Genomic DNA, 26,454 nt, shown 5'->3' with positions numbered 1-26,454 from the left:
GCCCACGCGCGCATGGGCCTGTGCTTACTTACCCCAGCTGTCCTTCAGGCCGACCACGCGGTTGAACACGGGCTTGCCCGGTTGCGAGTCGATACGGTCGGCGACGAAGTAGCCGTGGCGCTCGAACTGGAAGCGGTCTTCCGGCTTGGCCGTTGCCAGCGTGGGCTCCAGGTAGGCCTTCACGATCTTCTTGGAGTCCGGGTTCAGGGCATCCAGGAAGTTCTTGTCGCCCGAGTCCGGCTGCGGGTCGCTGAACAGGCGGTCGTACAGGCGCACTTCGGCTTCCAGTGCGTGTGCAGCGCTCACCCAATGGATGTTGCCCTTCACCTTCACGCTGTCAGCACCCGGCGTGCCACTCTTCGTGTCCGGGATGATGTTGGCGTGCACGGCGGTGATGTTGCCGTCGGCATCCTTATCGCAGCTGGTGCACTCGATCACATAGCCGTAGCGCAGGCGCACCTTGTTGCCCGGGAAGAGGCGGAAGTAGCCCTTGGGCGGCGTCTCGGTAAAGTCTTCGCGCTCGATCCATAGCTCACGCGTGAGCGGGAATTCGCGGCGGCCCAGTTCCGGTTGCTTCGGGTGCACGGGGGCGGAGCACGGCTCGTTGAAATCTGCCGGCACGTTGTCGAGCACGAGCTTGACCGGGTCCAGCACAGCCACCGAGCGCGGCGCACGCGCATCGAGGTCGTCGCGCACGGCGCCTTCCAGGATGCTCATGTCGATCCAGCTGTCGGCCTTCGACACGCCCACGCGCTCGCAGAACAGTTGGATCGATTCCGGCGTGTAGCCGCGGCGGCGGATGCCCACCAGCGTCGGCATGCGCGGGTCGTCCCAGCCGTCGACGCGCTTTTCATTTACCAGTTGCAGTAGCTTGCGCTTGCTGGTGATGGCGTAGGTCAGGTGTAGACGCGCGAATTCGTACTGATGCGGCAGCGTTGCGGGCAGGGCGCCGGCATCGCGCAGGTGGTCGAGCACCCAGTCATACAGCGGGCGGTTGTTTTCGAACTCCAGCGTGCACAGCGAATGCGTGATGTTCTCCAGCGCATCCGAAATGCAATGCGTGAAGTCGTACATCGGGTAGATGCACCATGCGTCGCCGGTGCGGTGGTGATGCGCGTGGCGAATGCGGTACAGCACCGGATCGCGCATCACGATGTTCGGCGCAGCCATGTCGATCTTGGCACGCAGGACGAGCTCGCCGTCCTTGTACTTGCCGGCGCGCATGTCGCGGAACAACGCGAGGTTCTCGTCCACCGAGCGGTCGCGATACGGCGACGGCGTGCCAGGCCGGGTGAAGTCACCACGGTTGGCGGCGATCTGCTCGGCGCTCTGGCTGTCGACGTAGGCCACGCCGCGCTGGATCAGCACTTCGGCAAAGCCGTAGAGCTGCTCGAAGTAGTCGCTGGCGTAGTAGAGGTGCTCGCCGCCTTCGTCGCTCCACGAATAGCCGAGCCAGTGCACGGCGTCGATGATGGAGTTGACGTATTCGGTGTCTTCCTTGACGGGGTTGGTGTCGTCAAAGCGCAGGTGGCAGCGGCCGTTGTAGTCCTTGGCCATGCCGAAGTTCACCCAGATGCTCTTGGCGTGGCCGATGTGCAGGTAGCCGTTGGGCTCGGGCGGGAAGCGCGTGACGACGGGCGGAATCGGCTGGCCGGCGGCGTCCTTGCGGTTGGCGTAGGTGCCTTGTGCGAGGTCGCCATCAATGATCTGGCGCAGGAAGTTGGACGTGGGGGCGGCGTTCGCCCCGGTAGCGTTGTCTTGGCTCATGGGAGTGCGTGATTCGGCAATCCCGGGATTTTACCGTGCCCGGCGGTCGGCGCCTGTGGTGGCCTATCGACGCTGGGCCAGACCGTCCAGCGCTTGTGCGCGCAACAGCTCATTCGGGGCGGTGAAGGTCTGCTGGCGCAACTGGGCGATCTGGGCGGCGCGGTCGGCGGCCGACAGGCCAGTAAAGGCGTTGATGCGGTCGCGTTCGCGGGCGTAGGCGTCGTAGCGGGCGCGCCAGTCGGCTTCTTCGCGGTTGCCCTGGATCAGGCGGTCGGCCACCACGGCGTCCACGCCCTGGGCGGACAGCCGCTGGCGGATCTGCGCATCGCTCAGGCCCTGTTTGAGCCAGGCGTCCATGTCGTTGGCGAGCTTGGCCGGGGCGGAGGCGTCGCGGCGGGCTTGCTGCACGGCCGGGGGCAGGTTGGCGTCGATGGCCGCGATGCGGGCAGCGCGCTGGTCTGGGGTGAGCGATGTATCGGTCATCACGGCCAGACGTTCGAGCTCGGCAGCGTCCACCGCATCCGCATCGCCGTACCAGGCTTGGGCGACTTCCATGCCGAGGACCTGGCGACGCAGCGCGGCGCGGGTGGCGAGCTGTTGACGCAGCGTGGCGATCATCTCCGGGCGTTGCCGAAGCTGCGAGAGGGTCGGCTTGCTGCGTTCCACATCGCCTTGTGCGGCCAGTGCTTTGCGATACGCGAGATAGCGTTGCAGCAGCGATTGCGCCTCGTCCAGCGCGGGCGATACCAGTTTTGCGCGCAAATGCGCTTCGGCCATCGACATGCGCTGCGCTTCAGACAGCGAAGCCGGCACGTCAAGGAAGTAATCGAACACCGCGCGGTTGGCGGCTTCGATGACGAGGTGGCCACGCGCATCGACGTGCAAGCCGTCGGGCGCCTGCGTGTCGGCCAGTTCCGGCGCCGCCGCCGTGGCCGCCGGTTGCGTGGCGCCGACACTGCCGATGGAGGCGCCGCGGGCGGAGGCGGGCGCCTCTGCCGTGGGCGCCGGTGCACTGCCTGACACGTGCCACCAGAAGACGCCGCCCGCCGCCGCCATGGCGACCAGCACCGCAGCGATGAACGTCATGGGTTGCATGGGCGACGCGCGGGTCTTCATGGCGGCGGGGCGCTTATAGGCCGGCTTGCTTCAACCGATTGGCCTGCGTGCGGATGACGGCCACCGGGTCCGCTGCGCCCCAGCCGATCAGGCCAAGCAACTGGTTCACCTCGTCCAGATGGTTCCACGCGTAGTCGGTCGACAGCACCTGCCCGAACTTCGCGCTGCATACCGAGACCAGCCCATCGTTGGTGCCCGAGCCGCGCGCCTGCATGACGCCGCCGCTGAACACCAGCACGGGGTCGAACACGTCGAGGAGGTTGGTGGCGGTGGAGCGGCCCGTCCACGAATACAGTTTTTGCACGTTGCCGTTGCGCACGTCAGTGCCGCTGCCGGTATTGCAGCCGCTGGCCAGGCCCGCACTCGGGAACGCCTTGTTGAAATCGGCCGCCCCCGCCGTCGACAGGACATGCAGTGCGGCAAAGCCGTCCTGCGGGTTGCTGGCACCGTTGAACCAGCCGAGCACCGAGCCGAAGATGTCCGCGCCCAGGCTCACCAGCGCCTGGAACGGCTGCGGTGTGCTCTCCACAAAGTCCGCAAACTCCGAGCCCTTGTGCGGGGTGCCGATGGTGGTGACAGAAGCCACGAGGTTCGGCACCACGGCCGCTGCATAGCGCGAGGTCAGCCCACCCTGGCTGTGCCCGATCAGGTTGACCTTGGCCGCGCCGGTGGTGGCCAGCACGGTGCGGATCTGGCTGATGAGCTGCTCGCCGCGCACGGTTTCATCGTTGAAGGCAGACACATCGGCCACGTAGACGTTGGCACCGTTGGCGCGCAGGTCTTCGGGGATCTGATACCAGTAGTCCACCACGCCGAGGAACTTGCTGGTGCCCGACAGGCCATGCACCAGCACGATCGGATACTGGGTGGCGGCATAGGTGCTGGCGGCCTGGGCCGGCGCGACCGCGCCCAAGGCGAGGGCGGACGTGGCTAAGATGGCGGCGGCCGCGTGCGTGCGCAAAAAGCCGCGCACCGCGCGGACCACGGAAGTGTCTGACATTCGGTTGTCTCCTGGACATTGGATGGATGGTCGACCTCTGTGGGTCGATCGCCCTCCGTTATCCGAAGCGACGCATCGGGCGTCAACCGAAGTGGAAGTTAGGCTCTAATGCTGCAACGCCGCGTGCGCAAAGCAAAACCGGAGGGCAAGCCTCCGGTTGATTGGTGTGCGACGCAGCAAGGTCTTACTCTTCGTGGAACGCCTCCTCGCGCTTTTTTCGGATGGCCGGCAACACCACGAGCAGCATCAGGACCGCCGCCGCTATCAACAGCCCTAGCGACAGCGGCCGCGTAACGAACGTCGAGAAATCCCCGCGCGAAAACTGCAGCGCGCGGCGGAAGTTCTCTTCCATCATCGGGCCGAGCACAAAGCCGAGCAGCATCGGCGCGGGCTCGCAGCGCAGCTTCACGAACACGTAGCCGATCAGCCCGAAGAGCGCCGTTTGAAACACGTCGAACGTGGTGTTCGAGACCGAATACACGCCAATGCAGCAGAACACCAGGATGGCCGGATACAGAAAGCGATAGGGCACCTTCAGCAGCCGCACCCACATGCCGATCATCGGCAGGTTCAGCACGATCAGCATCAGGTTGCCGATCCACATGGAAGCAACGAGCCCCCAGAACAGCGCCGGGTTGCTGGTCATCACCTGCGGGCCGGGCTGGATGTTGTGGATGGTCATGGCGCTCACCATCAGCGCCATCACCGCGTTGGGCGGAATGCCCAGCGTGAGCAGCGGGATGAACGAGGTCTGCGCCGCCGCGTTGTTGGCGGACTCCGGGCCGGCCACACCTTCAATGGCGCCCTTGCCGAATTCGTGGGCGTATTTCGACGCCTTCTTTTCCAGCGAATACGACGCGAACGACGCCAGCGTGGCGCCGCCACCCGGCAGGATGCCCAGGGCCGAGCCCAGCGCCGTACCGCGCAGCACGGCTGGGATCATGCGCCGGAAGTCTTCGCGGCTGGGCCAGAGATTGCGCACATGGTTGACGAAGGTTTCGCGGTGCTCCTTCTGCTCCAGGTTGACGATGATCTCGGCAAAGCCGAACAGGCCCATCGCCACGGAGACAAAGCTCAACCCATCCGCCAGCTCCGGCACGTCAAACGAATAGCGCGCTACGCCTGAGTTGACGTCGGTGCCAACCAGACCCAGCAATACGCCCAGCACGATCATCGCCAGCGCCTTGGGCAACGACCCCGAGGCCAGCACGACCGCGCCAACCAGGCCCAGCACCATGAGCGAGAAGTACTCCGCCGCGCCAAAGTGGAAGGCGAGTTCCGACAGCGGCTTGGCGAACGCCGCCAGGATGACCGTGGCGACGCAGCCCGCGAAGAACGAGCCGAGGCCCGCGGTGGCCAGCGCCACGCCAGCACGGCCCCGACGCGCCATCTGATAGCCATCGATGGTGGTGACCACGGACGACGATTCCCCTGGCAGGTTGACCAGGATGGCCGTGGTGGACCCGCCGTACTGGGCGCCGTAGTAAATGCCGGCCAGCATGATGAGCGCGGCCACGGGCGGCAGGGCGTAGGTGGTCGGCAGCAGCATCGCGATGGTCGCGATGGGGCCGATGCCCGGCAACACGCCGATCAACGTACCGAAGATGCAGCCGATCAGCGCGTAGATCAGGTTCTGCAGGGACAGCGCCGTGGAGAAGCCCAGCGCAAGATTGGCAAAGAGATCCATCGCGTGCGCCTTAACCGATGAAGGCGGGCCAGAGCGGAATCTGCAGATTCAGCAGCCACACGAACGTGCCCCAGCCGATGAGCACCATGACACCCGCAGTCGCCAGGGCCCCGCGCCAGCCGAACTCGTGGCTCGCCAGGCTGGAGACCACCACCAGCGCCACCACCGAGAGCACCAGCCCGAGCGGCTGCAGCAACAGCCCGAATAGCACCACCGAGCCGAGAATCCACAGCAGCGTCTTCACATCCAAACGCGGAATGCGATCCGCCACGCCCTTGCGCGACAGCGATTGCACCAGCACGACCACGCCCAGCAGCACCAGCACGAGGCCCAGCCAGAACGGAAAGTAGCCGGGGCCCATGCTGCTGGCCGTGCCCATGCGGTAGTTGCGCGCCAGGATGGCAAACGCCGCGCCCGCGACGATGAACATCAGGCCGGACGCAAAGTCCTGATGGCTGCGGATGAGGGGGCGGTTGTGTGGCGCGTTCTGCAAAACGGTTCTCCTGGGGCGCGAATTACATTCCGCGCATTACAACCCGCGCATTACAACCCAATCCCGCGCGCCATCAACACCGCTGCCAGCGGAATGAAGACGATCAGGTGCGATTCGATCATCACCCAGCGGCGCGTCTTGGCGATTTCCGAGGGCGGGGGCACGAAGTCGGGCAGCGTCTTGGCCTGCTTCTTCCAGCGCAGGATCGTCACTGTCGGCATGATCGACAGCAGCCCCACCAGGATGAACAAGCCGACTTTGACGTGGAACACCGGGTTGTGAAGATAGAACCCATAGCCCTTGGCGCCATAGGCCAGGCGCAGCCCGCCGGTGACGAGTACCGCCAGCGCAGCAAAGCCGTACACCGCGTCATAGCGCACCAAACGTTGGCGGATTTCAGGCGTCATGCCGGGGCGCAGCACCACGGCCTCGGCGGTGAGGAAGACGATCAGCGTGAAGATCGAGATGTAATGCAGGTAAGCCAGCAACGCATCAAGCCACATGTTGACCTCGTAGGGGTGGGGGAAGGGTTGGCGGGTTCAGATCACGCCGCGCGTGCGCAGCGCTTCGATCTGTTCGGCGTTCAGGTCGAGCACGTCGCGCAGCACGGCTTCCGTATGTTCGCCAAGCAGCGGCGGGTGGCTGGCAGCCTTGGGCGGCGTGGCGCTCATCTTCACTGGGCTGCCGACCAGCTTGACGGTGCCGGCACTCGGGTGGGGCAGGTCGACGCGCAGGCCGCGTGCTTGCACCTGTTCGTTGTCGAACACCTCGTGGAGATCGTTGATCGGGCCGCAGGGCACGCCGGCGGCTTCGAGCTTGTCGATCCATTCGCCCTTGCTGAAGCGCTTGACCATCTCGGCCAGGATCGGCACCAGCACATCGCGGTTGGCCACGCGCTGCGGGTTGGTGGCGAAACGCGAATCGTCGGCCAGTTCGGGCATGCCGCCGGCATCGACAAAGCGACGGAACTGCCCGTCATTGCCCACTGCGACGATGATCCAGCCATTCGATGCCTGGAACGTCTGGTACGGCACGATGTTCGGATGCGCGTTGCCCCAGCGCTTGGGTGCCTGGCCGCTCGCCAGGTAGTTGGTGTTCATGTTGGCCAGCATGGCGACCTGCACGTCAAGCAGCGCCATGTCGATGTATTGGCCTTCGCCGGTGCGGTCCCGGTGCGCGAGTGCGGCCAGCACGGCGACCGTGGAATACATGCCGGTCATCAGATCCGAGATGGCGACGCCGGCCTTCTGCGGGCCGCCGCCGGGCAGGTCGTCGCGCTCGCCGGTCAGGCTCATGAAGCCGCCCATGCCTTGCACGATGAAGTCGTAGCCGGCGCGCGCGGCGTAAGGGCCGGTCTGGCCGAAACCGGTGATGGAGCAGTAGATCAGGTCCGGTTTGACGGCCTTTAGCGATTCATAGTCGAGCCCATACTTCTTGAGCTGGCCGACCTTGTAGTTCTCCAGCACCACATCGGCATGCGCGGCGAGCTTGCGGACGATGTCCTGGCCCTCGGGCGTGCTGATGTCGACGGTGATCGAGCGCTTGTTGCGGTTGGCGGCCAGGTAATAGGCGGCTTCGGCGGTGTCTTGCCCGGCTTCGTCTTTGAGCCACGGCGGGCCCCAGGTGCGGGTGTCGTCGCCGGCGCCGGGGCGTTCCACCTTGATGACGTCGGCGCCGAAATCGGCGAGGTTCTGCGCGCACCACGGGCCGGCGAGCACGCGCGTGAGATCGAGAACACGGAGATGGCTGAGAGCGCCCATGGATAACGAATCTGCACAATCGGAACGGGTGCACTCTACACCACGCCTCGGGGTCCCTCTAACCCCATGCGACGAATGGGCGCGAATAGGGCACGAACCCCGTATAATCAACGGTTTGCACTAATCCAAGGCGCTCCGGAGCCATCGCTCCCGGGCGCAATGCTGACTCCGGCACCCCGCGACATGAAAGCCTCCGATATCCGCCAAAAATTCCTGACCTTCTTTGAGGGCAAGGGCCACACCGTGGTGCGCTCCTCGCCGCTGGTGCCGGGCAATGACCCGACGCTGCTGTTCACCAACTCCGGCATGGTGCAGTTCAAGGACGTCTTTCTCGGTACCGACAAGCGCCCGTACGTGCGTGCGGCCTCTGTGCAGCGCTGCCTGCGCGCCGGCGGCAAGCACAACGATCTGGAAAATGTCGGCTACACCGCGCGTCACCACACGTTCTTCGAGATGCTCGGCAACTGGTCGTTCGGCGACTACTTCAAGCTCGACGCCATCACCTGGGCGTGGGAACTGCTGACCAAGGAATACAAGCTGCCGGCCGACAAGCTGTGGGCCACCGTCTACCAGACCGACGATGAGGCCTACGACATCTGGACCAAGGTGATCGGCCTGCCGCCCGAGCGCGTCGTGCGCATCGGCGACAACAAGGGCGCGCCGTACGCCTCCGACAATTTCTGGCAGATGGCCGAAACCGGCCCGTGCGGCCCGTGCTCGGAAATCTTCTACGACCACGGCCCGGACGTGTGGGGCGGCCCCCCGGGAAGCCCGGAAGCCGACGGCGACCGCTACATCGAGATCTGGAACAACGTGTTCATGCAGTTCGACCGCCAGCTCGATCCGGCTACCGGCGAATACACGCTGACTCCGCTGCCCGCGCCCTGTGTGGACACCGGCATGGGCATGGAGCGCCTGGCTGCCATCCTGCAGCACGTGCACAGCAACTACGAGATCGACCTGTTCCAGGCGCTCATCGCTGCCGCCGCGCGTGAGACCAACACCAAGGATCTGTCGAACAACTCGCTGCGCGTGATTGCGGACCACATCCGCGCGTGCTCGTTCCTGATCGTCGACGGCGTGATCCCGGGCAATGAAGGCCGCGGCTACGTGCTGCGCCGGATCATCCGCCGCGCCATCCGCCATGGCTACAAGCTGGGTTGCCGCACGCCGTTCTTCCACAAGCTGGTGGACGACCTCGTCGCGCAGATGGGCGAGGCCTATCCGGAACTGCGCGACGCGCGCGACCGCGTGGTCGAGGTGCTGCGCACGGAAGAAACGCGCTTCTTCGAGACCATCGAGCACGGCATGTCGATCCTCGACGCCGCGCTGGGCGAACTGAAGACGTCGGGCGCCAAGATGCTCGACGGCGAACTCGCCTTCAAGCTGCACGACACCTACGGTTTCCCGCTGGACCTGACGCAAGACGTCTGCCGGGAGAACGACGTGATCGTCGACGAAGCCGCCTTTGACGCCGCCATGAACCGCCAGCGCGAGCAGGCACGCGCCGCCGGCAAGTTCAAGCTGGCTGCCGGCACGCTCGACTACACCGGCGACAAGACCACCTTCCACGGCTACGACCAGCTCGTACGCGACACCGCGCGCGTGACGGCGCTGTTTGTCGACGGCGCGTCGGTCAAGGAAATGCACCCGGGCCAGACCGGCGTGGTGGTGCTGGACCACACACCGTTCTATGCCGAATCGGGCGGTCAGGTGGGCGACCAAGGCACGCTCAAGGCTGCCACCGTCTGGTTTGACGTGGCCGACACGCTCAAGGTGCAGCCGGAAGTCTTCGGCCACCACGGCGAGTTGCGCACCGGCGTGCTGAAGGTTGGCGATGCCGTGGCCGCGGAAGTGGACGCTGTGCGCCGTGCACGCACCATGCGCAACCATTCGGCCACCCACCTGATGCACAAGGCGCTGCGCGAAGTGCTGGGCAGCCACGTGCAGCAGAAGGGCTCGCTGGTCGATGCCGACAAGACGCGTTTCGACTTCTCGCACAACGCGCCGATGACGCCGCTGCAGATCCGCGAAGTGGAAGCACGCGTCAACGCCGAAATTTTCGCCAACGCCGCCACCAGCGCCCAACTCATGGGCTTTGACGATGCGGTCAAGAACGGTGCGATGGCCCTCTTCGGCGAGAAGTACGGCGACGAAGTGCGCGTGCTGTCGATCGGCACGTCGAAGGAACTGTGCGGCGGCACCCACGTGGCGCGCACCGGTGACATCGGCCTGTTCAAGATCGTGGGCGAATCGGGTGTGGCAGCAGGTATTCGCCGCGTGGAAGCCATCACCGGTGACAACGTGCTGCACTACCTGCAGACGCTCGACACACGCATCAACGAAGCCGCTGCCGCACTGCGTGCGCAGCCGTCGGAGCTGACGCAGCGTATCGGCCAGGTACAGGATCAGGTCAAGACGCTGGAGAAGGAACTGGAGCGCCTGAAGTCGAAGCTGGCCGCCAGCCAGGGCGACGAATTGGTGAGCCAGGCCGTGGACGTGGCCGGTATCAAGGTGCTGGCCGCCAAGCTCGACGGTGCCGATGCCAAGACGCTGCGCGAGACCATGGACAAGCTCAAGGACAAGCTGCAGACCGCCGCCATCGTGCTGGGCAGCGTGAGCGACGGCAAGGTCGCGCTGATTGCGGGCGTGACGGCTGACGCCACGGCCAAGGTCAAGGCCGGCGAGCTGGTCAACTTTGTCGCCCAGCAGGTTGGCGGCAAGGGCGGTGGCCGCCCGGACATGGCCCAGGCTGGCGGTACCGAGCCGGAGAAGCTGCCGCAAGCGCTGGCCGGTGTGGCCGCATGGGTGCAGCAGAAGGTGTGATGTTGTAACGCTTTCAATCGGATGCGCTGAACGGCGCGCGTTCCCGGCAACGGGGCGCGCGCCGTTTTGTTTTGGGGCTCAACCGGAGGTACAGCGCACGCGAAGGTGACTTGTATAGGGCGACAAAGCAAGTTGTGGTGCTGATGGCAGGGAGTGGAGGGCGGTTGTGCCATCGCCTATACCGGGGAAACGCAGCCGCTTCTGTCGTGATTGCGTGCCTCCGTGATAACTGGCAGGCAACTTGCATCGGTTGCGCGCGCTGTTCCCCGCAGCGCTGGTGTACCCATCCCTATCCCCAAATCCGAGGAGAACCATGAGCGTCCTATCCGAGAAGGTCGACGCTGTGCCGCCCGAGCCATCGGCCTCGCGGCGCAGCAAACGATTGCTACGGGCGATCGCTGCCGGTGTATTGGTGGCGGCCGGCATTGGCGCGTCGACGCAGCCTGTGGCGCAACTCGCGCCCGAGTCGCACGCACGCAAGGTCAAGGTGCTGATCATCAGCATGTTTGCGCCCGAGGCGCAGCCGTGGATCGACAAGCTGGGCCTCACGCAAGACGTGCCAGTGCCGGGCCTGTCGGTCGACTACCCGAACGTGCACTGCAACGCCAACGATGTCTGCCAGCTCACCACCGGCATGGGCAAGGCGAATGCCGCGTCGTCGGTGTCGGCGCTGATCTACAGCGGACAGTTTGACCTGCAGCGCACGTACTTCCTGGTGGCGGGCATTGCCGGGATCGATCCGTCGCAAGGCACATTGGGCTCGGCTGCGTGGGCGCGTTACCTAGTGGACAGCGACCTCGCCTGGGAGATCGATGCGCGCGAGGTGCCCGCCAACTGGCCCAACGGTTTCATCGGCATCAACACGCAAGGGCCGGGGCAAAAGCCGCCGCTGGACTACAAGACGGAGGTCTTCCGCGTGAACGAGGCGCTGCTGCAGCAAGCGCTGGCGCTCTCAAAGAACGCGGTGCTGGATGACAACGCCACCGCGCGCGCCTATCGCGCCAATTACCCGAGCGCCCCGGCCAACCAGCCGCCCAAGGTCGTGCAGTGTGATACGGCTGCCGGCAATACCTACTGGCACGGCGCCAAGCTGGGCGAGCGCGAAGCCGCGTGGGTGAAGCTGCTGACTGACGGCCAGGGCACCTACTGCACCACGCAGCAGGAAGACAACGCCACGTTTGAAGCGCTCACGCGTGGGTCCAAGGCTGGCTTGCTCGATCTGCAGCGCGTGGCCGTGCTGCGCACTGCGTCGAACTTTGATCGACCGTATCCGGGGCAGACGCCGTATGACTCGCTGGTCAACAGCAACTCGGGCGGGTTCGTGCCGTCGCTCAACAACCTCTATCTGGCGGGCGGTCCGCTGGTCAACGAGATCGTCACGCGCTGGAGCGTGTGGAAACACGGAGTGCCCTCGCCATGATCGATTCCCGACTCAAGATGCCCATGCCTCGTTTGCGTACGATCGCCAAGCTGTGCGCCGTGGGCGCGGCAGCACTCACGTTGAACAGTTGCGCGTATGACGGCGTGAAAGTCATCGTCATCAACATGTTCCAGGGCGAAGCCCAGCCCTTTATTGACCGCTATGACCTGAAGGAGAAGGTCGCAATCTCTGGCCTGTCGCCCGACGCGCCCAACATGCTGTGCAACTACGACGGCATCTGCCAGGTGACCACGGGCATGGGTTACGCGAATGCGGCGTCCACCATCTCTGCGCTGCTGTATCGCAGCAAGCTCGACCTGACACACACCTACTTCGTCATCGCCGGCATTGCGGGCATCGACCCGGGGCAGGGGACATTGGGCTCGGCGGCGTGGGCACGCTATGCGGTGGACTACGGTTTGTCGCACGAGATCGACGCACGTGAAATGCCCGCCGGCTGGCCGTACGGCTACTTCGGCATCGGCACCAAGGGCCCGGGCGAGAAGCCGCCGATGGACTACCGCACCGAGGTGTTCCAGCTGAACGAGACGCTGTTGCAGCGCGCCTTTACGTTGTCGAAATCCGCCACGCTGGAAGACAGCCCCGAGGCCGTCGCCTTCCGCAAGAACTACGCATACGCGCCGGCCAACCAGCCGCCCGCGGTCATCCAGTGCGATGTGGCTTCCGCCGACACATGGTGGGCCGGCCGCAACCTGGGTCAGCGCGCACGTGACTGGGTGAAGACGATGACCGACAACAAGGGCACCTACTGCACCACCGCGCAGGAGGACAACGCCACGCTGGAAGTGCTCACGCGCGGCGCCCGTGCGGGCAAGGTGGATTTCAGCCGCGTGGCGCTGCTGCGCTCGGGGTCTGACTTTGACCGCCCCTACGATGGCCAGACCGCTTCCGATGGCCTCATCAACTACGCGCAGCAGGGCGGTTTCGTGCCGGCCACGCACAACCTCGTCAACGCGGCCAAGCCGTTGCTGGACGACATCGTGAACCGCTGGCCGCAATGGAAGCAGGGGGTGCCAGCGAATTGAAATTGACGATCTAACCGTTGCTTACATCACACTTCAATGTTTATAATGCGAATCATTCTCATTTGATGGGTGGCGCAGGTATCTAGCCTGATCGCTGGCCATCGCTTCTACCGGGCGAGCCAGCGGGTTTTCACCTGCCAGCCAATGGATCGACGCGCTGTGTTGTATTGCGGCGCATTTTTCTTTTCCCAGCGCATTGCCGCGCGCCCGGTTTCGCCAATCCTGATTGATCCGTTGCCTGCGATGACCTGCCGTCTCGTGGCCCGCGCATTGTCCTGCGCGCTTGCCGCCATTCCTCTCGCCGTTTCCACGTTGGCCCGCGCTGACGAAGTCCAACCCGCCGCCGACCTCGCCAAGGTCGACCTGGACGAAACCACCGTCACCGCGCGCAGCCAACGCGGCTTTGCAGCCACCACGGCCGAGGTAGGCGCGTTTCGCGGCATGGCCCTGCGCGACATCCCTGCCACGGTGAACGTGGTGACGCGCGAGGCGCTGGATGCGCAACAGGACGCGTCACTGTTTGACGCGCTTCGTAACACGGCGGGCGTCACGCGCCAGCAGCTTTCCGGCGAAACCTTCGACAACCTTGCCATCCGAGGCGTCACGCTGGAAAACCGCACCAACTTCCGCTTCAACGGCTCGATGCCGATTCCGGCGCTCACGGCCATTCCGCTGGAAGACAAGGAACGTGTGGAGGTGCTCAAGGGCGTGTCGGCGCTGTACTACGGCTACACCACGCCGGGCGGCGTCGTGAACCTCGTCACCAAGCGCGCGGGCAATACGCCCGTCACTACGCTGGGCATGCAGATCGACGGCAACGGCACGGCCATCGGCACCGTTGACGTGGGCCGCCGCTTCGGTGAAGACAACCAGTACGGCATCCGCTTCAACGCGGCCGGCGGTTCGCTGCAATCGCCCACGAGCGGCATCGACGGCACGCGCCAACTGGCTGCTGTGGCGCTCGACTGGAAGGTCAACAGCCGCCTGAACCTGAAGGCCGATGTGGAGTACTCGCGCAAGGTCGTCACCGAGCAATCCGTGGTGACGTTGCCAGCCGCCAGGAACGGCGTGATTGCCCTGCCTGCAATGCCGGACCCGACCAAGCGCATCGCGCCCGGCTGGGCCGACTTTGACGGCAACAACACCAACGCATTGCTGCGCGCCGACTACGCGCTCAACGATGCGTGGCTGCTGACGGTGGAAGGCGGCATGTCGGAGACCGCACGCTCGCGGGCATTCTCGGAATTTCGCCTGACGAACCCGGTGACGGGCGCGGGCACGCTGTCCGGCCAACGCCAGAGCGGCCGCTGGAACACCAGCCACGTGCGCGCCGACATCAACGGCACCGAGAAGACGGGCTGGATCACGCACGACCTGACCTTTGGTGTGGCGCGTTCTGACATGCGCCAGGCGGCGGTGTATTCCGATCGTTTTAGCGGTGCGCAGAACCTGTACAACCCGGTCGACCTCGGCTGGCTGCCCACCACCGGCACCGGCTTTACCGCCGAGCAACGCGCCGTCGACACGGGCGTCTACGCGATGGACCGCATGACCTTGTCGGAGCACTGGCAGGTGATCGCCGGCCTGCGCTACACGCGTTACACCAGCGAGCAAGCGCCCAACCGCTACGAAGCCAGCAAGACCACGCCGCTGGGCGCGGTCATCTACAAGTTCACGCCGACGTTGTCAGCGTATGCGTCGTACGCGCAAGGCCTGGAAGCCGGGGCACGCGCACCGAATACCGCCGCCAACGCCAACGTGGCGATGCCGCCCGCATTGAGTGAACAGAAGGAAGTGGGCGTGCGTTACGAAACCCCAGCCGGCACGCAACTCGCCGCCGCCGTGTACGACATCGACCGCGCCGCGAGCTATACCAACGACGCGAACCTCTTTGTGCAAGACGGCCGCGAGCGCATCCGCGGTGTCGAGTTGACAGCGCAAGGCCGCGTCACCAAAGACCTGTCGCTACTCGCTTCTGCCGGTTGGACAGATGCCAAGTTCCGCGGCGTTGGAAACGGCCTCGACGGCAAGACACCCGAGAACACACCACGCAGCACCGCCAGCCTCTTCGCGGAATACACGCTGCCGATGCTGCGCTCGGTGTCGCTCAACGCTGGCGCCTACTACCTCGGTCCACGCCCGGTGAATGATGCCAACCAAGCCGAGCTCGGCGGCACCACGCTCTTCAGCGCCGGCGTGCGCTACGTCACGCGCCTCTCGGGCAAACGCACCACGCTGCAATTGAACGTCGACAACCTGACCGACAAGCGCTACTGGGCAGGGGCGGGTAACAACCGCCTGTCGATGGGCGCCCCGCGTCTGTTCAAGCTAGCCATGAAGATCGACCTGTGATTGCAGGGCGGGGCAGGGCAGTGCAACGCGCTAACCGTCGCGCTAACACTCGCATGGAGATGGTGTGGCCTTTGACGTTCCTGCCCTATGCGGCGCCTTGAATTTTTGTGAGCGGGCGGAAAAAGGAAGGAGGCTTGTCTGAGCGAAGCGAGTTTGCCTCCTTCCCCGCACGGTCACGGAAATTCAAGGAGTCTTTCGCCGCATCGGGCGCGCCTTTCTTTGCTTACTTTCTTTGGCAAGACAAAGAAAGTGAGTCAGCCCCGGCAGGGGATGAAACAAGGGATGCACCACTAACGCTCAACCGAAACACTAACCCTTCTTCAAAGCCCCCAACACCTCCATCGGCAACGGAAACACAATCGTAGAACTCTTATCCCCCGCAATCTGCGTCAACGTCTGCAGATAGCGCAGCTGAATCGCCTCAGGCTGCTGCGCCAGCATCCGCGCCGCCTCCAGCAGCTTCTCCGAAGCCTGCAGTTCCCCTTCAGCATGAATCACCTTGGCCCGCCGCTCGCGCTCGGCTTCAGCCTGCCGCGCAATCGCCCGGACCATCGATTCATTCAAGTCGACATGCTTGATCTCCACATTGGCAATCTTGATTCCCCACGGGTCGGTCTGAATGTCGAGCACCTTCTGAATATCAAGGTTCAGTTTCTCGCGCTCCGCCAGCATCTCATCCAATTCGTGCTTACCGAGAATCGCCCGCAGCGTGGTCTGCGCAAGCTGGCTGGTCGCTTCCAGAAAATTGGCGACTTGAATAATCGCGCGCTCCGGATCGACCACCCGGAAGTACACCACCGCATTCACCTTGACCGACACGTTGTCGTGCGAGATCACATCCTGCGGCGGCACGTCCATCACCACGGTGCGCAGGTCCACGCGAACCATCTGCTGAATAGCCGGCACGATCAGCACCAGCCCTGGTCCCTTCACACGCCAGAACCGGCCGAGCAGAAACACCACCCCGCGCTCGTACTCACGCAGCACCCGAAACGACGAGATGACCAGCAGCACAGCCAGAAAGATCAGGCCGCCTGCGCTGAAAAATCCGTAGACCATGTTGTTTCTCCTTATGCGGAAGCCGCCACGGGTTCGGCGGGTTCCACCAGCAGCGTCAAGCCATGTCGCGCGACCACGCGAACCTGATCGCCACGCGCCATGCCAGCGTCGCAGCGCACACGCCAGCGTTCGCCGTGGATGCGCGCCCAGCCGTCGCTGTCGGCATCGACGCCCGATGTATCGACGTCAACCACTTCACCCGTCATGCCGATGAGCGTGTCGCCGCCCGTGACCATCGGCCGGCGTCGCGCACGCACCGCCAGGCTGGAGACCGCCAGCACGACGGTCAGGCTCACAAAGGCCAGCCCGATGATGAGCGGCAGCGGCACACCAAAGCCGGGCGTTTGCGTATCGATCAACATGACCGCGCCAAGCACGAACGCCACGATGCCGCCTACGCCCAGCGCGCCAAACGTCGGCAGAAACGCCTCGGCCACCATGCAGCCCAGGCCTAGCGCAATCAGCGCCAGCCCCGCGTAGTTGATCGGCAGCATCTGCAGCCCATACAGCGCCACCAGAATGCACATCGCGCCCAGGATGCCGGGCACCACCATCCCCGGCGTCGAGAACTCGAAGATCAGCGCATACACGCCCACTGTCAGCAGCAACAGCGCGAGGCTCGGGTCCGTAATGACGCCGAGGAAGTGGTTGCGCCAGTCGGGCTCCAACACAAGGGTTGGTGCGCTAGCCGTGTGCAGCGTGACGAGACCGGCAGACGTACGCAGCGCGCGCCCCTCCACTTGCTTGAGCAGGTCGGGGATGTCGCTGGCGATGAGGTCGATCACGTGCAGGTTCGCGGCTTCGGGCGCGTCCAGGCTGACGGCCTCGCGGACGGCGCGTTCGGCCCAGTCGGCGTTGCGGCCACGCAGTTGCGCGAGGCCGCGGATGTACGCCGCCGCGTCGTGCATCTGCTTGCGGGCGAGGGTCTCTTCGTTGCTGGACGATGCAGCGGGGGCGCTGGCCGGTTTGGCTGCATCCCCCGGACTTGGCGGACTGGGCGCATGCCCACCGATGCCAATGGACACCGGCGACGCCGCGCCCAGATTGGTGGCTGGCGCCATCGCGGCAATGTGGCAGGCGTAGAGGATGTACGTGCCGGCGCTTGCCGCCCGTGCACCACCCGGCGCCACATAGCCTGCGACCGGCACCGGCGAGGCAAGGATCGCCTGGATGATTTGCCGCATCGACGCATCCAACCCGCCGGGCGTATCCATCTGCAGCACGACAAGTTGTGCGCCTTGCTCGCGCGCCTGCTGCAACCCGTGGACGACATAGGCCGCGCTGGCCGGCCCGATGGCGCCGTTGAGCGGCAGCACCACCACCGGCGCGGCTGCCATGGCAAGGCTGCTCCACGCGGCAATGATGATTGCCGCTAGCCTGCCCACCCATTGCCGCGTCCACTCTGACACCGTTGACGGTCGCATAGGCGCCTCCGTCGTACTTGCCGCGCTTGACAGATTAGACCGGCGGCGCGGTCCACGTGCTCCATTCAGTTTAGGCAGCAATGGCCTCGCTGATGGGCGTACCTGCCTCGGCATGCGGTTCGCGCAGCACCTGCAGCAGCGCTTGCAGGGCGGGGCCGGTCATGTCGCGGTGCCAGGCCAGCACGGTGTCGACGCGGCCCGGTTTGCCGAGCGCGTGCACGCTGATCTCCGGCGCATTGGTGTACAGCTCCAACACCGAGCGCGGCACCAGCGCCACCCCAATGCCCGCCGCCGCACACGCGATGATGGCGTGGTACGAACCCAGCTCCAGCACGCGCGACGGCACCACGCCGTCGGCAGCGAACCAGTCTTCGATCAATTGCCGATACGCGCAGCCGGGTTCGAAACCAAGGAGGGCGGCGGTTTGCACGTCAGTGGCGCGGCGGATGGGCGGATGCGCGCGGTGGGCGATCAGTACCAACTCTTCGGCAAAGGCGGGCAACGTGGTCATCGCCGCGCGCGTGTTGGCCAGGCAGGCGGTTTCGGCCACGAATGCGCAGTCCACCTCGAAGTTCGATAGCGCTTGAAGCGACTGGCGCGTGGTCATCGTCACCAGTTCAAGCTGTACGCGCGGCCAGCGCTGGTGCAGCGTGGCCAGCAGGGTAGGCAGGCGGCTGGCGGCGGTGCTTTCCATCGAGGCGATGCGCAAGCGCCCATGCGGCTCGCTCGGCTGCACGGCCTGCCGCGCTTCGGACGCCAGTCGGAGGATGTCGTCGGCGTAGGTCAGCAGCGTCTGGCCGGCGGGGGTGAGCACCATGCGTTTGCTCTCGCGCACGAACAGCTGCACGCCGAGCGAGGCCTCCAACTGGCGGATGCGCGTCGTCACGTTCGACTGCACGCGGTTCAACTGCTGCGCCGCACGTGTGACGCCGCCTTCGCGCACTACCGTGCGGAAAATCTCGAGCGAGGCCAGATCCATGATGTATCTCAAATGCTAATGGGTTCGTTCAATATAATTCATTTTTCATGATGATCGGTGCTGCGTACGATGCAGTACCGATGCCGTCATCCCGAGCTATTCCATGGAGCACACCCTGTCGTCGCCCTCGACCTTTGCCGCTGCGCAGCACCAGCGCGCCACCGCCTGGCGCGTGGCGATCGCGGGCATGGTGGCGCTGTCGGTGGCGATGGGCATCGGTCGTTTCGCCTTTACGCCGATCCTGCCGATGATGCTGCGCGACGGCAGCCTGACGCTCGCGCAGGGGAGTTGGCTGGCCACCGGCAACTACCTGGGCTATTTCGTGGGTGCGCTGGCCTGCATGGCGTTGCGCGGCGACGCGGCGCGTTTCATTCGTATTGGTCTGGCAGCGACGGTCTTGCTTACGGCAGGGATGGGCGTGCTGCAAGGCCAGCCCGCGTGGCTCGCGCTGCGCTTTGCGGCCGGCATGATCAGCGCGTTGGTCTTCGTGTTCACCGCGGGCTGGTGTCTGCACAAGCTGACCGAACTTGGGCATGCGGCGCTGGGCGGCATCATCTTTTGCGGGCCGGGGCTGGGGATTGCCCTTCCAGGCCTGGCGGCCAGCGGCATGGTGGCGTTGGGCTGGCATGCGACATCGGCGTGGCTGGCGTTCGGTGCGCTGTCGGCGCTGCTCTCGGCTGCGGTGTGGCCAACCATCCGGCCGCAAGCCCGCTCGCATATTGGGCCCGCACGGACCACATCTGGCGCGACGCCCGGCCTGGATGTATCTACCACGGCCATCACGCTCGCCTATGGCCTGGCCGGTTTCGGCTACATCATCACCGCGACGTTCCTGCCGGTGATTGCGCGCAAGGTGCTGCCAGCCGGGTCCATCTGGCCCGATCTGTTCTGGCCGATGTTCGGCGCGGGCGTGGCACTCGGCGCATTTCTTTCCACGCGGATCAGCCTTGCACGCGACAACCGCGCGCTGCTGGCCACCGCGTATGCCATGCAGGCGGTTGCCGTGACAGTGAGCATCGTCTTGCCGACAGTGGCGGGGCTGGCGCTCTCCAGTACGCTGCTCGGTCTGCCATTCACTGCCATCACGCTGTTCGCCATGCGCGAGGCGCGTCGCCTGTGGCCGCATGCCGCGCCGCGTCTGATGGGTTTGATGACGGCGGCATACGGTATCGGTCAGATCGTGGGGCCGCCGCTGGCAAACCGGCTGTTTGCGGCCACGGGCGGCTTCAATGCCTCGCTGGCGGTGGCGGCGGTGTCGCTGGTGGTGGGCGTGGCGATCTTCATCGCCGTCAAGCGTGTTTCCCCCATACGTGCGTGATGGACACCATGTAGCGCGCGTGGCTACACGATCGGCACGCACGTTCTAGAATGCCTCCTCCATTGGAGGAGCCCCATGTCTTTTGCCCTGCGCCCCGGCGCTGTCGTGCCCGGGGGCGAGATCAGCGAGGCCGAGCGCGCCGTGCGTGTCGACTTGGCAGCCGCCTATCGTCTGGCCGCGCTCAACGGCTGGGATGACCTGATCTACACGCATCTCTCGGCCACCGTACCGGGCGAGCCGGACCACTTCCTCATCAACGCCTTTGGCTTGTCGTTCGACGAGATCACCGCATCCAACCTGGTGAAGATCAACGGTGCGGGCCAGCTCGTCGGCAATTGGCCCGATGCCGTCACGCGTCCGTCCGTCAACGTGACGGGCTTTGCGCTGCACGCTGCCGTGCACGCCGCGCGGCCCGATGCGCATTGCGTGATCCACCTGCACAACACGGCGGGCATTGCCGTGTCCGCGCAGACGCACGGGTTGCTGCCGCTGTCGCAGCATGCGCTGCGTTTTCACAAGCGCATCGCGTATCACGACTACGAGGGCCTCGCCTTTACGCGGGAAGAGGGCATGCGCCTGACCGCATCGCTTGGGGCCCAGTTCGCTATGCTGCTGCGCAACCACGGCACACTCACCATCGGGCGCACCGTGGCCGAAGCGCACGTGCTGATGGCCACCCTCATCAAGGCGTGCGAAATCCAGATCCAGGCGCTGACGGCCGGCGAGGTTGTCTCGCCCACACCGCAAGTGGCCGACCGCGCTGCCGAACAACTCGAAGACGGTGGCGCCATCGAGGGTGTGATGGAGTGGCCAGCCCTGTTGCGCAAACTGGATAAAATCGACGCTTCCTATCGAGACTGACGACCGGAGACCCCATGCCGACTTTCCATATCGAGATGTTCGAAGGCCGTACCGTCGAGCAAAAGAAGAAGCTCGTTGAAGAAGTGACGCGCGTGACCTGCGAAACCCTCGGCTGTGCCCCGGGCGCGGTCGACATCATCATTGCCGAGGTCAAGCGCGAGAACTGGGCCACCGGTGGCGTGTTGTGGTCTGAGCAGAAATAATTCGCACGCTTATCCCATGCCTGCCGCCATGCAACACTTCGCCTCCGACAACTATGCGGGCTTCTGCCCGGAATCGCTGAAGTACTTCCTGGAAGCCAACGGCAGCGGCCACGAGCCCGCGTATGGCGATGATTCCTGGACGCAGCGCGTGTGCGATCGCATCCGTGACCTGTTCGAGACCGACTGCGAAGTCTTCTTCGTCTTCAACGGCACGGCGGCCAATTCGCTGGCGCTGTCATCGCTGTGCCAGTCGTACCACTCGGTTATCTGCCACGAGCTCGCGCATATCGAGACGGACGAATGCGGTGGCCCCGAGTTTTTCTCCAACGGCTCCAAGCTGCTGACCGCCAAGGGCGAGAACGGCAAACTCACGCCCGACGCAGTGGAAGCGTTGGTCACGCGCCGCACGGATATCCACTACCCCAAGCCCAAGGTTGTGTCGCTTACGCAGTCGACGGAAGTGGGCACGGTCTACACGGTGGAAGAAGTGCGCGCGATTGCGGCAATCGCCAAGCGCCGCCAGTTGCGTGTACACATGGACGGCGCGCGCTTCGCTAACGCGGTGGCGTCGCTCGGCGTACATCCCTCGGAAATCACCTGGCGCGCAGGCGTGGACGTGCTCTGCTTCGGCGGCACGAAGAATGGTCTGCCGGTGGGCGAGGCGGTCGTCTTCTTTGACCGCCGTCTGGCTGAGGACTTTGCCTATCGCGTCAAGCAAGCGGGGCAACTCGCTTCCAAGATGCGCTTCATCTCCGCGCCGTGGCTCGGTTTGCTGGAGAACGACGTGTGGTTGCGCAATGCGCGCCACGGCAACGCGATGGCGCAGTTGCTGCATTCGCGCATCCTCGATGTGCCCGGCGTGCGCATCATGTTCCCGACCGAATCCAACGCGGTGTTTGCCGAGTTGCCGCTGCCTGCCATCGAAGCGCTGCGTGCGCGTGGCTGGAAGTTCTACACGTTCATCGGTGCGGGCGGTTGCCGCCTGATGTGTTCGTGGGACGTGCAGCCCGAAACGGTGGAAGCCTTCGCCGCCGACATCCGGCTTGCGTGCGAGCAAGCCGCCTGATTCAACGTCGTCAACCCGCTGACCTCATCACCATGAGCTTCGACTACCGCTTTTGCCCGCAATGCGCCACGCCGCTTGTCGAGCAACACAACGCCGGCCGCCTGCGCATCGCATGCCCGGCACCGGACTGCGGCTTCGTCCACTGGAACAACCCGTTGCCGGTGCTGGCGGCGGTGGTGGAGTATCGCGGACAGATGTTCCTGGCGCGCAATGCGCAGTGGCCCGAAGGCATGTTCGCGCTTGTCACCGGCTTCATGGAGCGCGATGAGACGCCGGAAGAAGGCATCGCGCGCGAGCTGAAGGAAGAGACGAATCTCGATGCGCAGTCGATCTCATTGATCGGCGTGTACGAGTTCATCCGCAAGAACGAACTGATCATCGCGTACCACGTGGTGGCCGATGGCGAGATTGCGCTGTCGGAAGAGCTGGCCGAATACCGCCTGAAGCCGTTCGACAAGGTGCGCCCGTGGCCTGCGGGCACCGGTTATGCCGTGGCGGATTTCCTGACGGCACGCGGCTTGCCGGTCAGCTACATCGACATTCGCACCGGCGAACCCGCCGAGCCGCAGCCGCGTCAGTGGCAGCCGACGCGGCTCGTTACAATAGCTGAATGATTCACGTGGGCGGCACGCTGCTGCTCACCCGCACCACAGAGGAAGACATGGAGTTCCAGAAGGAAGTTGACGCGCGTGGCCTGAACTGCCCGCTGCCCATCCTGCGCACGAAGAAGGCGCTTGCCGACATGCAAAGCGGCGACGTGCTCAAGATTCTCGCCACCGACCCGGGCGCAACGCGCGACTTCCAGGCGTTCGCCAAACAGACCGGCAACGAACTGCTGGAGCACAGCGAGCACGATAAGGTTTTCACGTTCTACATGCGCCGTCGCTAAACGCGCAGCGCACAAAAACACTGCGGGGCGATCCGGACCACTTGCCGGATCGCCCCGCAGTCGTTTGGAGCGCGGGTTTGTGCTTTGTTGGCGTTACTTGCGTGCTTCCATCGCCATGCGCAGCGCTAGGCCGGTCAGCACCGAGCCCATCAAATAGCGTTGCATCGACAGCCAGCTCGGCTTGCGTGACAGGAGCGCGGCAATGCTGCCGGCCGTGGCGGCGATCATGGAATTGACCGTCACGCTCACGCAGATCTGCGTGATGCCGAGGCAAACCGACTGCACCAGCACGCTGCCGTGGTTGCCTTGTACCGGCTCGATGAACTGCGGCAGCAGCGACAGATACAGCACTGCCACCTTCGGGTTGAGCATGCTGGTCAGCAAGCCCATGGTGTACAGCTTGCGCGGGCTATCCACCGGCAGCTCACGCACCTGGAATGGCGCGCGACCACCCGGGCGCACCGCCTGCCAGGCGAGGTACAGCAGATAGATCGCGCCACCGAAGCGCAGCGCATCGTAGGCAAACGGCACCGCCATCAGCAGTGCCGTGATACCGAATGCGGCGCAGAGCATGTAGAAGACGAAGCCCGTCGCGATGCCTGCCAGCGAGATCAACCCCGCATTGCGCCCCTGGCAGATCGAACGCGAGATCAGATAGATCATGTTCGGGCCGGGCGTGAGCACCATGCCGAGTGCGACCAGGGCGAAGGTAAGCAGGTTGGTGAAGGTGGGCATGGTGGAGCGTGCAAACGAGAGGAAGAGCTTGCAGGCTAGCACCCGCCACGAATCGACCAACAGGTACAGAAATTCAGAAAATTGACCGATTCTGTATCGGTCCTTGCCGCGTGGTTAGCGCACCAGCGTGACCGGCACGGGCGACAAGCGGATCAATCGATTCGATAGCCGCGCCGCCATGAAGGAGCCCATGGGCGTGCGTCCGGCCGTGCCCATCACGATCATGTCGCACTGGTTGGCGGCCGCGGCTTGCGCAATCGTTTCTGCCACCGGGCCGATCTTGATCTGGGCGACGTAGGGTGCGTCGGCATCATCAAGGATGTAACGGGCCGGGCGCAGGGCGTCTTCACCGCTTTGTTCTTCGAGTTTTCGCAAAGTCTCCAGGCAGTGGTAGGCGCTGGCGCGGCCCATCTCGATTGGAGTTTGCACGTTGAGCAACACGATGTCGGATGCACAGTGGTCGCGGTAGAGAAACGCCGCATGGCGCACGGCGTCCAGCGCGTGTTGTGAGCCATTGACGGGGACCAGAAGCTTGAGCATTGCGGGTTCCTTGAACGGTGGATGTGCGGCGGCGGGTTAGGTCGGGTTCGCCCGCGCTTGCCGGGAGTGGCTTCGTTATACGGATCGCCGCACAAAGATGCTGTAAAGAGATCACGCGCCATATAAAAAGCGCGTAAATGGGGCGCAACGGAAGGGCAAGGCACGCAGGGGCCAACTGGCGAATGGCGCACAAATCTTCCGTTACATCCTTAACCGCATTGGTGACAGCCCTGGCGGGTCGTTGGGCCTAGACTGCAAGCGAGGTCTGGCATGGACCGGACGCTTCATGGGAGAACATCAATGCAGAAAGCCAAGATCCTGACGTCGCTGATGCTGGCCATTTCGGCACTTGTGCCGCTGGCCGGCCACGCACAAGACCGCGACCGTGATCACCGCTGGGACCGCGAGCGCCACGACGAGCGCGTCGACATGGACCGCCGCGCCGATCGCATGGAGTATCACCGCTGGAATCGCGGCGAGCGTATTCCGCCGGAATACCGCGATCGCCAATACATGATCGACAACTGGCGCGAGCACCGGCTCGCACCGCCGCCGCGCGGTTACCATTGGGTCGGCGTGGGCGGCGACTACTACCTGGTCCGCCCGGATGGGTTCGTCTTTAACGTGACGATTGGCGGATAGCACTGCGGCCGTTGCGCAAAAGAACACCCGCGATTGCGAAGGCATCGCGGGTTTTTTGTAAGCGGCGCGCCGTCAGCGCAAGAATGCGGAGCAGCACAAGCATGAATGAAGAGAACAACGGCAGCACAGCAACCATGCCACGACGGGTCAGCCGCTTTCTGCTGACGGCGCTGTCGCTGATGGCGGGTTTGCACCTTTACATCGGTTGGCGCCTGCTGCCCGATCTGGGCCTGGGCGTCGCGGGGTGGACTGCGGGCGTGGTGTTTTTGTGCGTATCGGCTTTGATGATTCCGTTTGGCATGGCGGCACGCTTTGTCGTGCGATCGACCGAACTGGCAGATCGCATCCATTGGCTGGGCGCGTTGCTGATGGGGCTGTTCTCATCACTGCTGGTGTTGACGCTGCTGCGAGACATCGCGCTGCTTCTGACGCCCGCGTCGTGGCGCCATGGCTTGACGCTAGCGGTGCCGGCGCTGGCCGCATTCGTGACGCTCGTGGGCTATGTCAACGCACGGCGCATTCCCCGTGTTGCGCATGTGGCGGTGCCGATCGACGGGCTACCGGAGCCGCTGCACGGCTTCACCATCGCGCAGATCACCGATCTGCACGTCGGGCCGACGATCAAGCAGTCGTATGTTGCTGGTGTGGTTGAGCGGCTTAACAGCCTGGGCCCGGACTTGATTGCGGTTACGGGAGACTTGGTGGATGGGGACGTGGAAGTGCTGCGGTCCCATATTGGGCCACTGGCCGATATGCGCGCACGCCATGGCGTGTTTGCGGTGACAGGCAACCACGAGTACTACTCCGGCGTGGCGCAGTGGGTGCCGGAGTTTGAGCGTCTTGGCATGCGGGTGCTGATGAATGAGCACGCTGTGCTCGAGCACGAAGGCGCGGTATTCGTCGTAGCCGGTGTGACCGATTTCAGCGCAGGAAAATTCGATGCGTCCCAGGCCAGTGACCCGGCTCGGGCGCTGTCGGGCTCACCGGGCGGCGTGGTGCCGGCGATTCTGCTCGCGCACCAGCCGCGCAGCGCGCCTGCGGCGGAAGAGGCTGGCTTTCACCTGCAGCTTTCCGGGCACACGCATGGCGGTCAGTTCTGGCCGTGGAGCCTGTTTGTGCCGCTGCAGCAGCCTTTCACTGCAGGCCTGCATAAGCTCGGGCGGCTGTGGGTCTACACCAGCCGCGGTACCGGCTATTGGGGGCCCCCCAAGCGATTCGGCGCGCCGTCGGAAATCACGCTGCTGCGGCTGGAAAAGGCAGCGCAATGACGG

The 26,454-nt window shown here is 64.7% G+C and carries 25 protein-coding genes; 12 read left to right on the top strand and 13 right to left on the bottom strand.

Translation table 11 applies throughout. From position 1 onward, the window contains the following. Positions 1-24: 24 nt before the first annotated feature. The 7 genes from ACN9M1_RS11170 to ACN9M1_RS11140 form a co-directional block, all read right to left on the bottom strand. Positions 25-1,767, bottom strand: a complete 1,743-nt coding sequence (locus ACN9M1_RS11170) for a glutamine--tRNA ligase/YqeY domain fusion protein (protein ID WP_426394370.1) — start codon at positions 1,765-1,767, stop codon at positions 25-27. Positions 1,768-1,830: 63 nt separating this feature from the next. Beyond that, positions 1,831-2,862 carry a lipase secretion chaperone gene (locus ACN9M1_RS11165; RefSeq protein ID WP_426394368.1) on the bottom strand — a complete coding sequence of 344 codons (1,032 nt, stop codon included), beginning with the start codon at positions 2,860-2,862 and terminating at the stop codon, positions 1,831-1,833. 34 nt (positions 2,863-2,896) lie between these two features. Continuing rightward, positions 2,897-3,883 (bottom strand): lipase family alpha/beta hydrolase, encoded by a 987-nt coding sequence (locus tag ACN9M1_RS11160; RefSeq protein WP_426394366.1) that lies wholly within the window; start codon positions 3,881-3,883, stop codon positions 2,897-2,899. A gap of 184 nt (positions 3,884-4,067) precedes the next feature. Then, on the bottom strand, positions 4,068-5,570 hold the full coding sequence (locus ACN9M1_RS11155; RefSeq protein WP_426394364.1) for a tripartite tricarboxylate transporter permease: 1,503 nt from the start codon (positions 5,568-5,570) through the stop codon (positions 4,068-4,070). 10 nt (positions 5,571-5,580) lie between these two features. Beyond that, the gene (locus tag ACN9M1_RS11150; RefSeq protein ID WP_426398852.1) at positions 5,581-6,000 is read right to left on the bottom strand and encodes a tripartite tricarboxylate transporter TctB family protein; all 420 of its coding nucleotides are present in this window, start codon (positions 5,998-6,000) and stop codon (positions 5,581-5,583) included. 113 nt (positions 6,001-6,113) lie between these two features. Beyond that, the gene (locus ACN9M1_RS11145; protein WP_426394362.1) at positions 6,114-6,566 is read right to left on the bottom strand and encodes a DUF2214 family protein; all 453 of its coding nucleotides are present in this window, start codon (positions 6,564-6,566) and stop codon (positions 6,114-6,116) included. A gap of 36 nt (positions 6,567-6,602) precedes the next feature. Continuing rightward, on the bottom strand, positions 6,603-7,823 hold the full coding sequence (locus ACN9M1_RS11140) for a CaiB/BaiF CoA transferase family protein (RefSeq protein WP_426394360.1): 1,221 nt from the start codon (positions 7,821-7,823) through the stop codon (positions 6,603-6,605). 183 nt (positions 7,824-8,006) lie between these two features. Between ACN9M1_RS11140 and alaS the strand changes: the two genes are divergently transcribed. From alaS to ACN9M1_RS11125, 3 genes are all read left to right on the top strand, one after another. Beyond that, positions 8,007-10,649, top strand: a complete 2,643-nt coding sequence (alaS, locus tag ACN9M1_RS11135; RefSeq protein ID WP_426394359.1) for an alanine--tRNA ligase — start codon at positions 8,007-8,009, stop codon at positions 10,647-10,649. A gap of 313 nt (positions 10,650-10,962) precedes the next feature. After that, positions 10,963-12,069: a purine-nucleoside phosphorylase gene (locus tag ACN9M1_RS11130; RefSeq protein ID WP_426394357.1), complete on the top strand. Its 1,107-nt coding sequence runs from the start codon at positions 10,963-10,965 to the stop codon at positions 12,067-12,069. Beyond that, positions 12,066-13,115, top strand: a complete 1,050-nt coding sequence (locus tag ACN9M1_RS11125) for a purine-nucleoside phosphorylase (protein ID WP_426394355.1) — start codon at positions 12,066-12,068, stop codon at positions 13,113-13,115. The genes ACN9M1_RS11130 and ACN9M1_RS11125 overlap by 4 nt, the downstream gene beginning before the upstream one ends. Positions 13,116-13,148: 33 nt before the next feature. Here ACN9M1_RS11125 and ACN9M1_RS11120 read toward each other — a convergent pair whose 3' ends face one another. After that, positions 13,149-13,451, bottom strand: coding sequence for a hypothetical protein (locus ACN9M1_RS11120; protein WP_426398913.1), 303 nt, complete (start codon positions 13,449-13,451; stop codon positions 13,149-13,151). Here ACN9M1_RS11120 and ACN9M1_RS11115 point away from each other — a divergent pair. Next, positions 13,359-15,467, top strand: a complete 2,109-nt coding sequence (locus ACN9M1_RS11115) for a TonB-dependent siderophore receptor (protein WP_426394353.1) — start codon at positions 13,359-13,361, stop codon at positions 15,465-15,467. The two genes, ACN9M1_RS11120 and ACN9M1_RS11115, sit on opposite strands and share 93 nt — an antisense overlap. 309 nt (positions 15,468-15,776) lie before the next feature. Here the strand turns inward: ACN9M1_RS11115 and ACN9M1_RS11110 are convergent, their stop codons facing one another. The 3 genes from ACN9M1_RS11110 to ACN9M1_RS11100 all read right to left on the bottom strand — a co-directional run bounded on the left by ACN9M1_RS11110 (position 15,777) and on the right by ACN9M1_RS11100 (position 18,929). Next, positions 15,777-16,526 carry a slipin family protein gene (locus ACN9M1_RS11110; RefSeq protein WP_426394352.1) on the bottom strand — a complete coding sequence of 250 codons (750 nt, stop codon included), beginning with the start codon at positions 16,524-16,526 and terminating at the stop codon, positions 15,777-15,779. 11 nt (positions 16,527-16,537) lie between these two features. Beyond that, positions 16,538-17,950, bottom strand: coding sequence for an NfeD family protein (locus tag ACN9M1_RS11105; protein ID WP_426394350.1), 1,413 nt, complete (start codon positions 17,948-17,950; stop codon positions 16,538-16,540). Between the two features lie 70 nt (positions 17,951-18,020). Then, the gene (locus ACN9M1_RS11100; protein WP_426394348.1) at positions 18,021-18,929 is read right to left on the bottom strand and encodes a LysR family transcriptional regulator; all 909 of its coding nucleotides are present in this window, start codon (positions 18,927-18,929) and stop codon (positions 18,021-18,023) included. Positions 18,930-19,032: 103 nt separating this feature from the next. Between ACN9M1_RS11100 and ACN9M1_RS11095 the strand changes: the two genes are divergently transcribed. The 6 genes from ACN9M1_RS11095 (at position 19,033) to ACN9M1_RS11070 (ending at position 23,266) form a co-directional block, all read left to right on the top strand. Further along, entirely contained in the window at positions 19,033-20,247 is a 1,215-nt protein-coding gene (locus ACN9M1_RS11095) for a YbfB/YjiJ family MFS transporter (protein ID WP_426394346.1), read from the top strand. A gap of 75 nt (positions 20,248-20,322) precedes the next feature. Beyond that, on the top strand, positions 20,323-21,108 hold the full coding sequence (locus tag ACN9M1_RS11090) for a class II aldolase/adducin family protein (protein ID WP_426394345.1): 786 nt from the start codon (positions 20,323-20,325) through the stop codon (positions 21,106-21,108). A 14-nt stretch (positions 21,109-21,122) separates the two neighbouring features. Continuing rightward, the gene (locus ACN9M1_RS11085) at positions 21,123-21,311 is read left to right on the top strand and encodes a 4-oxalocrotonate tautomerase (protein WP_426394343.1); all 189 of its coding nucleotides are present in this window, start codon (positions 21,123-21,125) and stop codon (positions 21,309-21,311) included. A gap of 28 nt (positions 21,312-21,339) precedes the next feature. Continuing rightward, positions 21,340-22,377: a threonine aldolase family protein gene (locus tag ACN9M1_RS11080; protein WP_426394341.1), complete on the top strand. Its 1,038-nt coding sequence runs from the start codon at positions 21,340-21,342 to the stop codon at positions 22,375-22,377. A gap of 32 nt (positions 22,378-22,409) precedes the next feature. Beyond that, on the top strand, positions 22,410-22,991 hold the full coding sequence (locus ACN9M1_RS11075; protein ID WP_426394339.1) for an NUDIX domain-containing protein: 582 nt from the start codon (positions 22,410-22,412) through the stop codon (positions 22,989-22,991). A 47-nt stretch (positions 22,992-23,038) separates the two neighbouring features. Continuing rightward, positions 23,039-23,266, top strand: a complete 228-nt coding sequence (locus ACN9M1_RS11070) for a sulfurtransferase TusA family protein (protein ID WP_021195565.1) — start codon at positions 23,039-23,041, stop codon at positions 23,264-23,266. 93 nt (positions 23,267-23,359) lie between these two features. Here the strand turns inward: ACN9M1_RS11070 and ACN9M1_RS11065 are convergent, their stop codons facing one another. Beyond that, positions 23,360-24,001 carry a LysE family translocator gene (locus ACN9M1_RS11065; protein WP_426394337.1) on the bottom strand — a complete coding sequence of 214 codons (642 nt, stop codon included), beginning with the start codon at positions 23,999-24,001 and terminating at the stop codon, positions 23,360-23,362. 114 nt (positions 24,002-24,115) lie between these two features. Next, positions 24,116-24,541 (bottom strand): universal stress protein, encoded by a 426-nt coding sequence (locus ACN9M1_RS11060; RefSeq protein WP_426394335.1) that lies wholly within the window; start codon positions 24,539-24,541, stop codon positions 24,116-24,118. A 300-nt stretch (positions 24,542-24,841) separates the two neighbouring features. Between ACN9M1_RS11060 and ACN9M1_RS11055 the strand changes: the two genes are divergently transcribed. Then, entirely contained in the window at positions 24,842-25,183 is a 342-nt protein-coding gene (locus ACN9M1_RS11055) for an RcnB family protein (protein WP_426394334.1), read from the top strand. Between the two features lie 101 nt (positions 25,184-25,284). Further along, a complete protein-coding gene (locus ACN9M1_RS11050) occupies positions 25,285-26,451 on the top strand; it encodes a metallophosphoesterase (RefSeq protein WP_426394332.1) in 1,167 nt (388 codons plus the stop codon). Positions 26,452-26,454 lie beyond the last annotated feature (3 nt).

Source organism: Ralstonia sp. R-29 (assembly GCF_049913345.1).
GTDB lineage: Bacteria > Pseudomonadota > Gammaproteobacteria > Burkholderiales > Burkholderiaceae > Ralstonia.
Note: the sequence above shows the minus strand (reverse complement) of the source record. Positions and strands in the feature narration are given on the sequence as shown.

What these genes read in the sequence shown, in the direction of transcription:
- ACN9M1_RS11140 (WP_426394360.1), bottom strand. Translation starts at nt 7,823, where the DNA reads ATGGGCGCTCTCAGCCATCTCCGTGTTCTCGATCTCACGCGCGTGCTC.
- ACN9M1_RS11110 (WP_426394352.1), bottom strand. Translation starts at nt 16,526, where the DNA reads ATGGTCTACGGATTTTTCAGCGCAGGCGGCCTGATCTTTCTGGCTGTG.
- ACN9M1_RS11050 (WP_426394332.1), top strand. Translation starts at nt 25,285, where the DNA reads ATGAATGAAGAGAACAACGGCAGCACAGCAACCATGCCACGACGGGTC.
- ACN9M1_RS11160 (WP_426394366.1), bottom strand. Translation starts at nt 3,883, where the DNA reads ATGTCAGACACTTCCGTGGTCCGCGCGGTGCGCGGCTTTTTGCGCACG.
- ACN9M1_RS11115 (WP_426394353.1), top strand. Translation starts at nt 13,359, where the DNA reads ATGACCTGCCGTCTCGTGGCCCGCGCATTGTCCTGCGCGCTTGCCGCC.
- ACN9M1_RS11065 (WP_426394337.1), bottom strand. Translation starts at nt 24,001, where the DNA reads ATGCCCACCTTCACCAACCTGCTTACCTTCGCCCTGGTCGCACTCGGC.
- ACN9M1_RS11165 (WP_426394368.1), bottom strand. Translation starts at nt 2,862, where the DNA reads ATGCAACCCATGACGTTCATCGCTGCGGTGCTGGTCGCCATGGCGGCG.
- ACN9M1_RS11125 (WP_426394355.1), top strand. Translation starts at nt 12,066, where the DNA reads ATGATCGATTCCCGACTCAAGATGCCCATGCCTCGTTTGCGTACGATC.
- ACN9M1_RS11095 (WP_426394346.1), top strand. Translation starts at nt 19,033, where the DNA reads ATGGAGCACACCCTGTCGTCGCCCTCGACCTTTGCCGCTGCGCAGCAC.
- ACN9M1_RS11075 (WP_426394339.1), top strand. Translation starts at nt 22,410, where the DNA reads ATGAGCTTCGACTACCGCTTTTGCCCGCAATGCGCCACGCCGCTTGTC.
- ACN9M1_RS11100 (WP_426394348.1), bottom strand. Translation starts at nt 18,929, where the DNA reads ATGGATCTGGCCTCGCTCGAGATTTTCCGCACGGTAGTGCGCGAAGGC.
- ACN9M1_RS11070 (WP_021195565.1), top strand. Translation starts at nt 23,039, where the DNA reads ATGGAGTTCCAGAAGGAAGTTGACGCGCGTGGCCTGAACTGCCCGCTG.
- ACN9M1_RS11080 (WP_426394341.1), top strand. Translation starts at nt 21,340, where the DNA reads ATGCAACACTTCGCCTCCGACAACTATGCGGGCTTCTGCCCGGAATCG.
- ACN9M1_RS11155 (WP_426394364.1), bottom strand. Translation starts at nt 5,570, where the DNA reads ATGGATCTCTTTGCCAATCTTGCGCTGGGCTTCTCCACGGCGCTGTCC.
- ACN9M1_RS11060 (WP_426394335.1), bottom strand. Translation starts at nt 24,541, where the DNA reads ATGCTCAAGCTTCTGGTCCCCGTCAATGGCTCACAACACGCGCTGGAC.
- ACN9M1_RS11105 (WP_426394350.1), bottom strand. Translation starts at nt 17,950, where the DNA reads ATGCGACCGTCAACGGTGTCAGAGTGGACGCGGCAATGGGTGGGCAGG.
- ACN9M1_RS11085 (WP_426394343.1), top strand. Translation starts at nt 21,123, where the DNA reads ATGCCGACTTTCCATATCGAGATGTTCGAAGGCCGTACCGTCGAGCAA.
- ACN9M1_RS11170 (WP_426394370.1), bottom strand. Translation starts at nt 1,767, where the DNA reads ATGAGCCAAGACAACGCTACCGGGGCGAACGCCGCCCCCACGTCCAAC.
- ACN9M1_RS11055 (WP_426394334.1), top strand. Translation starts at nt 24,842, where the DNA reads ATGCAGAAAGCCAAGATCCTGACGTCGCTGATGCTGGCCATTTCGGCA.
- ACN9M1_RS11090 (WP_426394345.1), top strand. Translation starts at nt 20,323, where the DNA reads ATGTCTTTTGCCCTGCGCCCCGGCGCTGTCGTGCCCGGGGGCGAGATC.
- ACN9M1_RS11145 (WP_426394362.1), bottom strand. Translation starts at nt 6,566, where the DNA reads ATGTGGCTTGATGCGTTGCTGGCTTACCTGCATTACATCTCGATCTTC.
- alaS (WP_426394359.1), top strand. Translation starts at nt 8,007, where the DNA reads ATGAAAGCCTCCGATATCCGCCAAAAATTCCTGACCTTCTTTGAGGGC.
- ACN9M1_RS11130 (WP_426394357.1), top strand. Translation starts at nt 10,963, where the DNA reads ATGAGCGTCCTATCCGAGAAGGTCGACGCTGTGCCGCCCGAGCCATCG.
- ACN9M1_RS11150 (WP_426398852.1), bottom strand. Translation starts at nt 6,000, where the DNA reads ATGTTCATCGTCGCGGGCGCGGCGTTTGCCATCCTGGCGCGCAACTAC.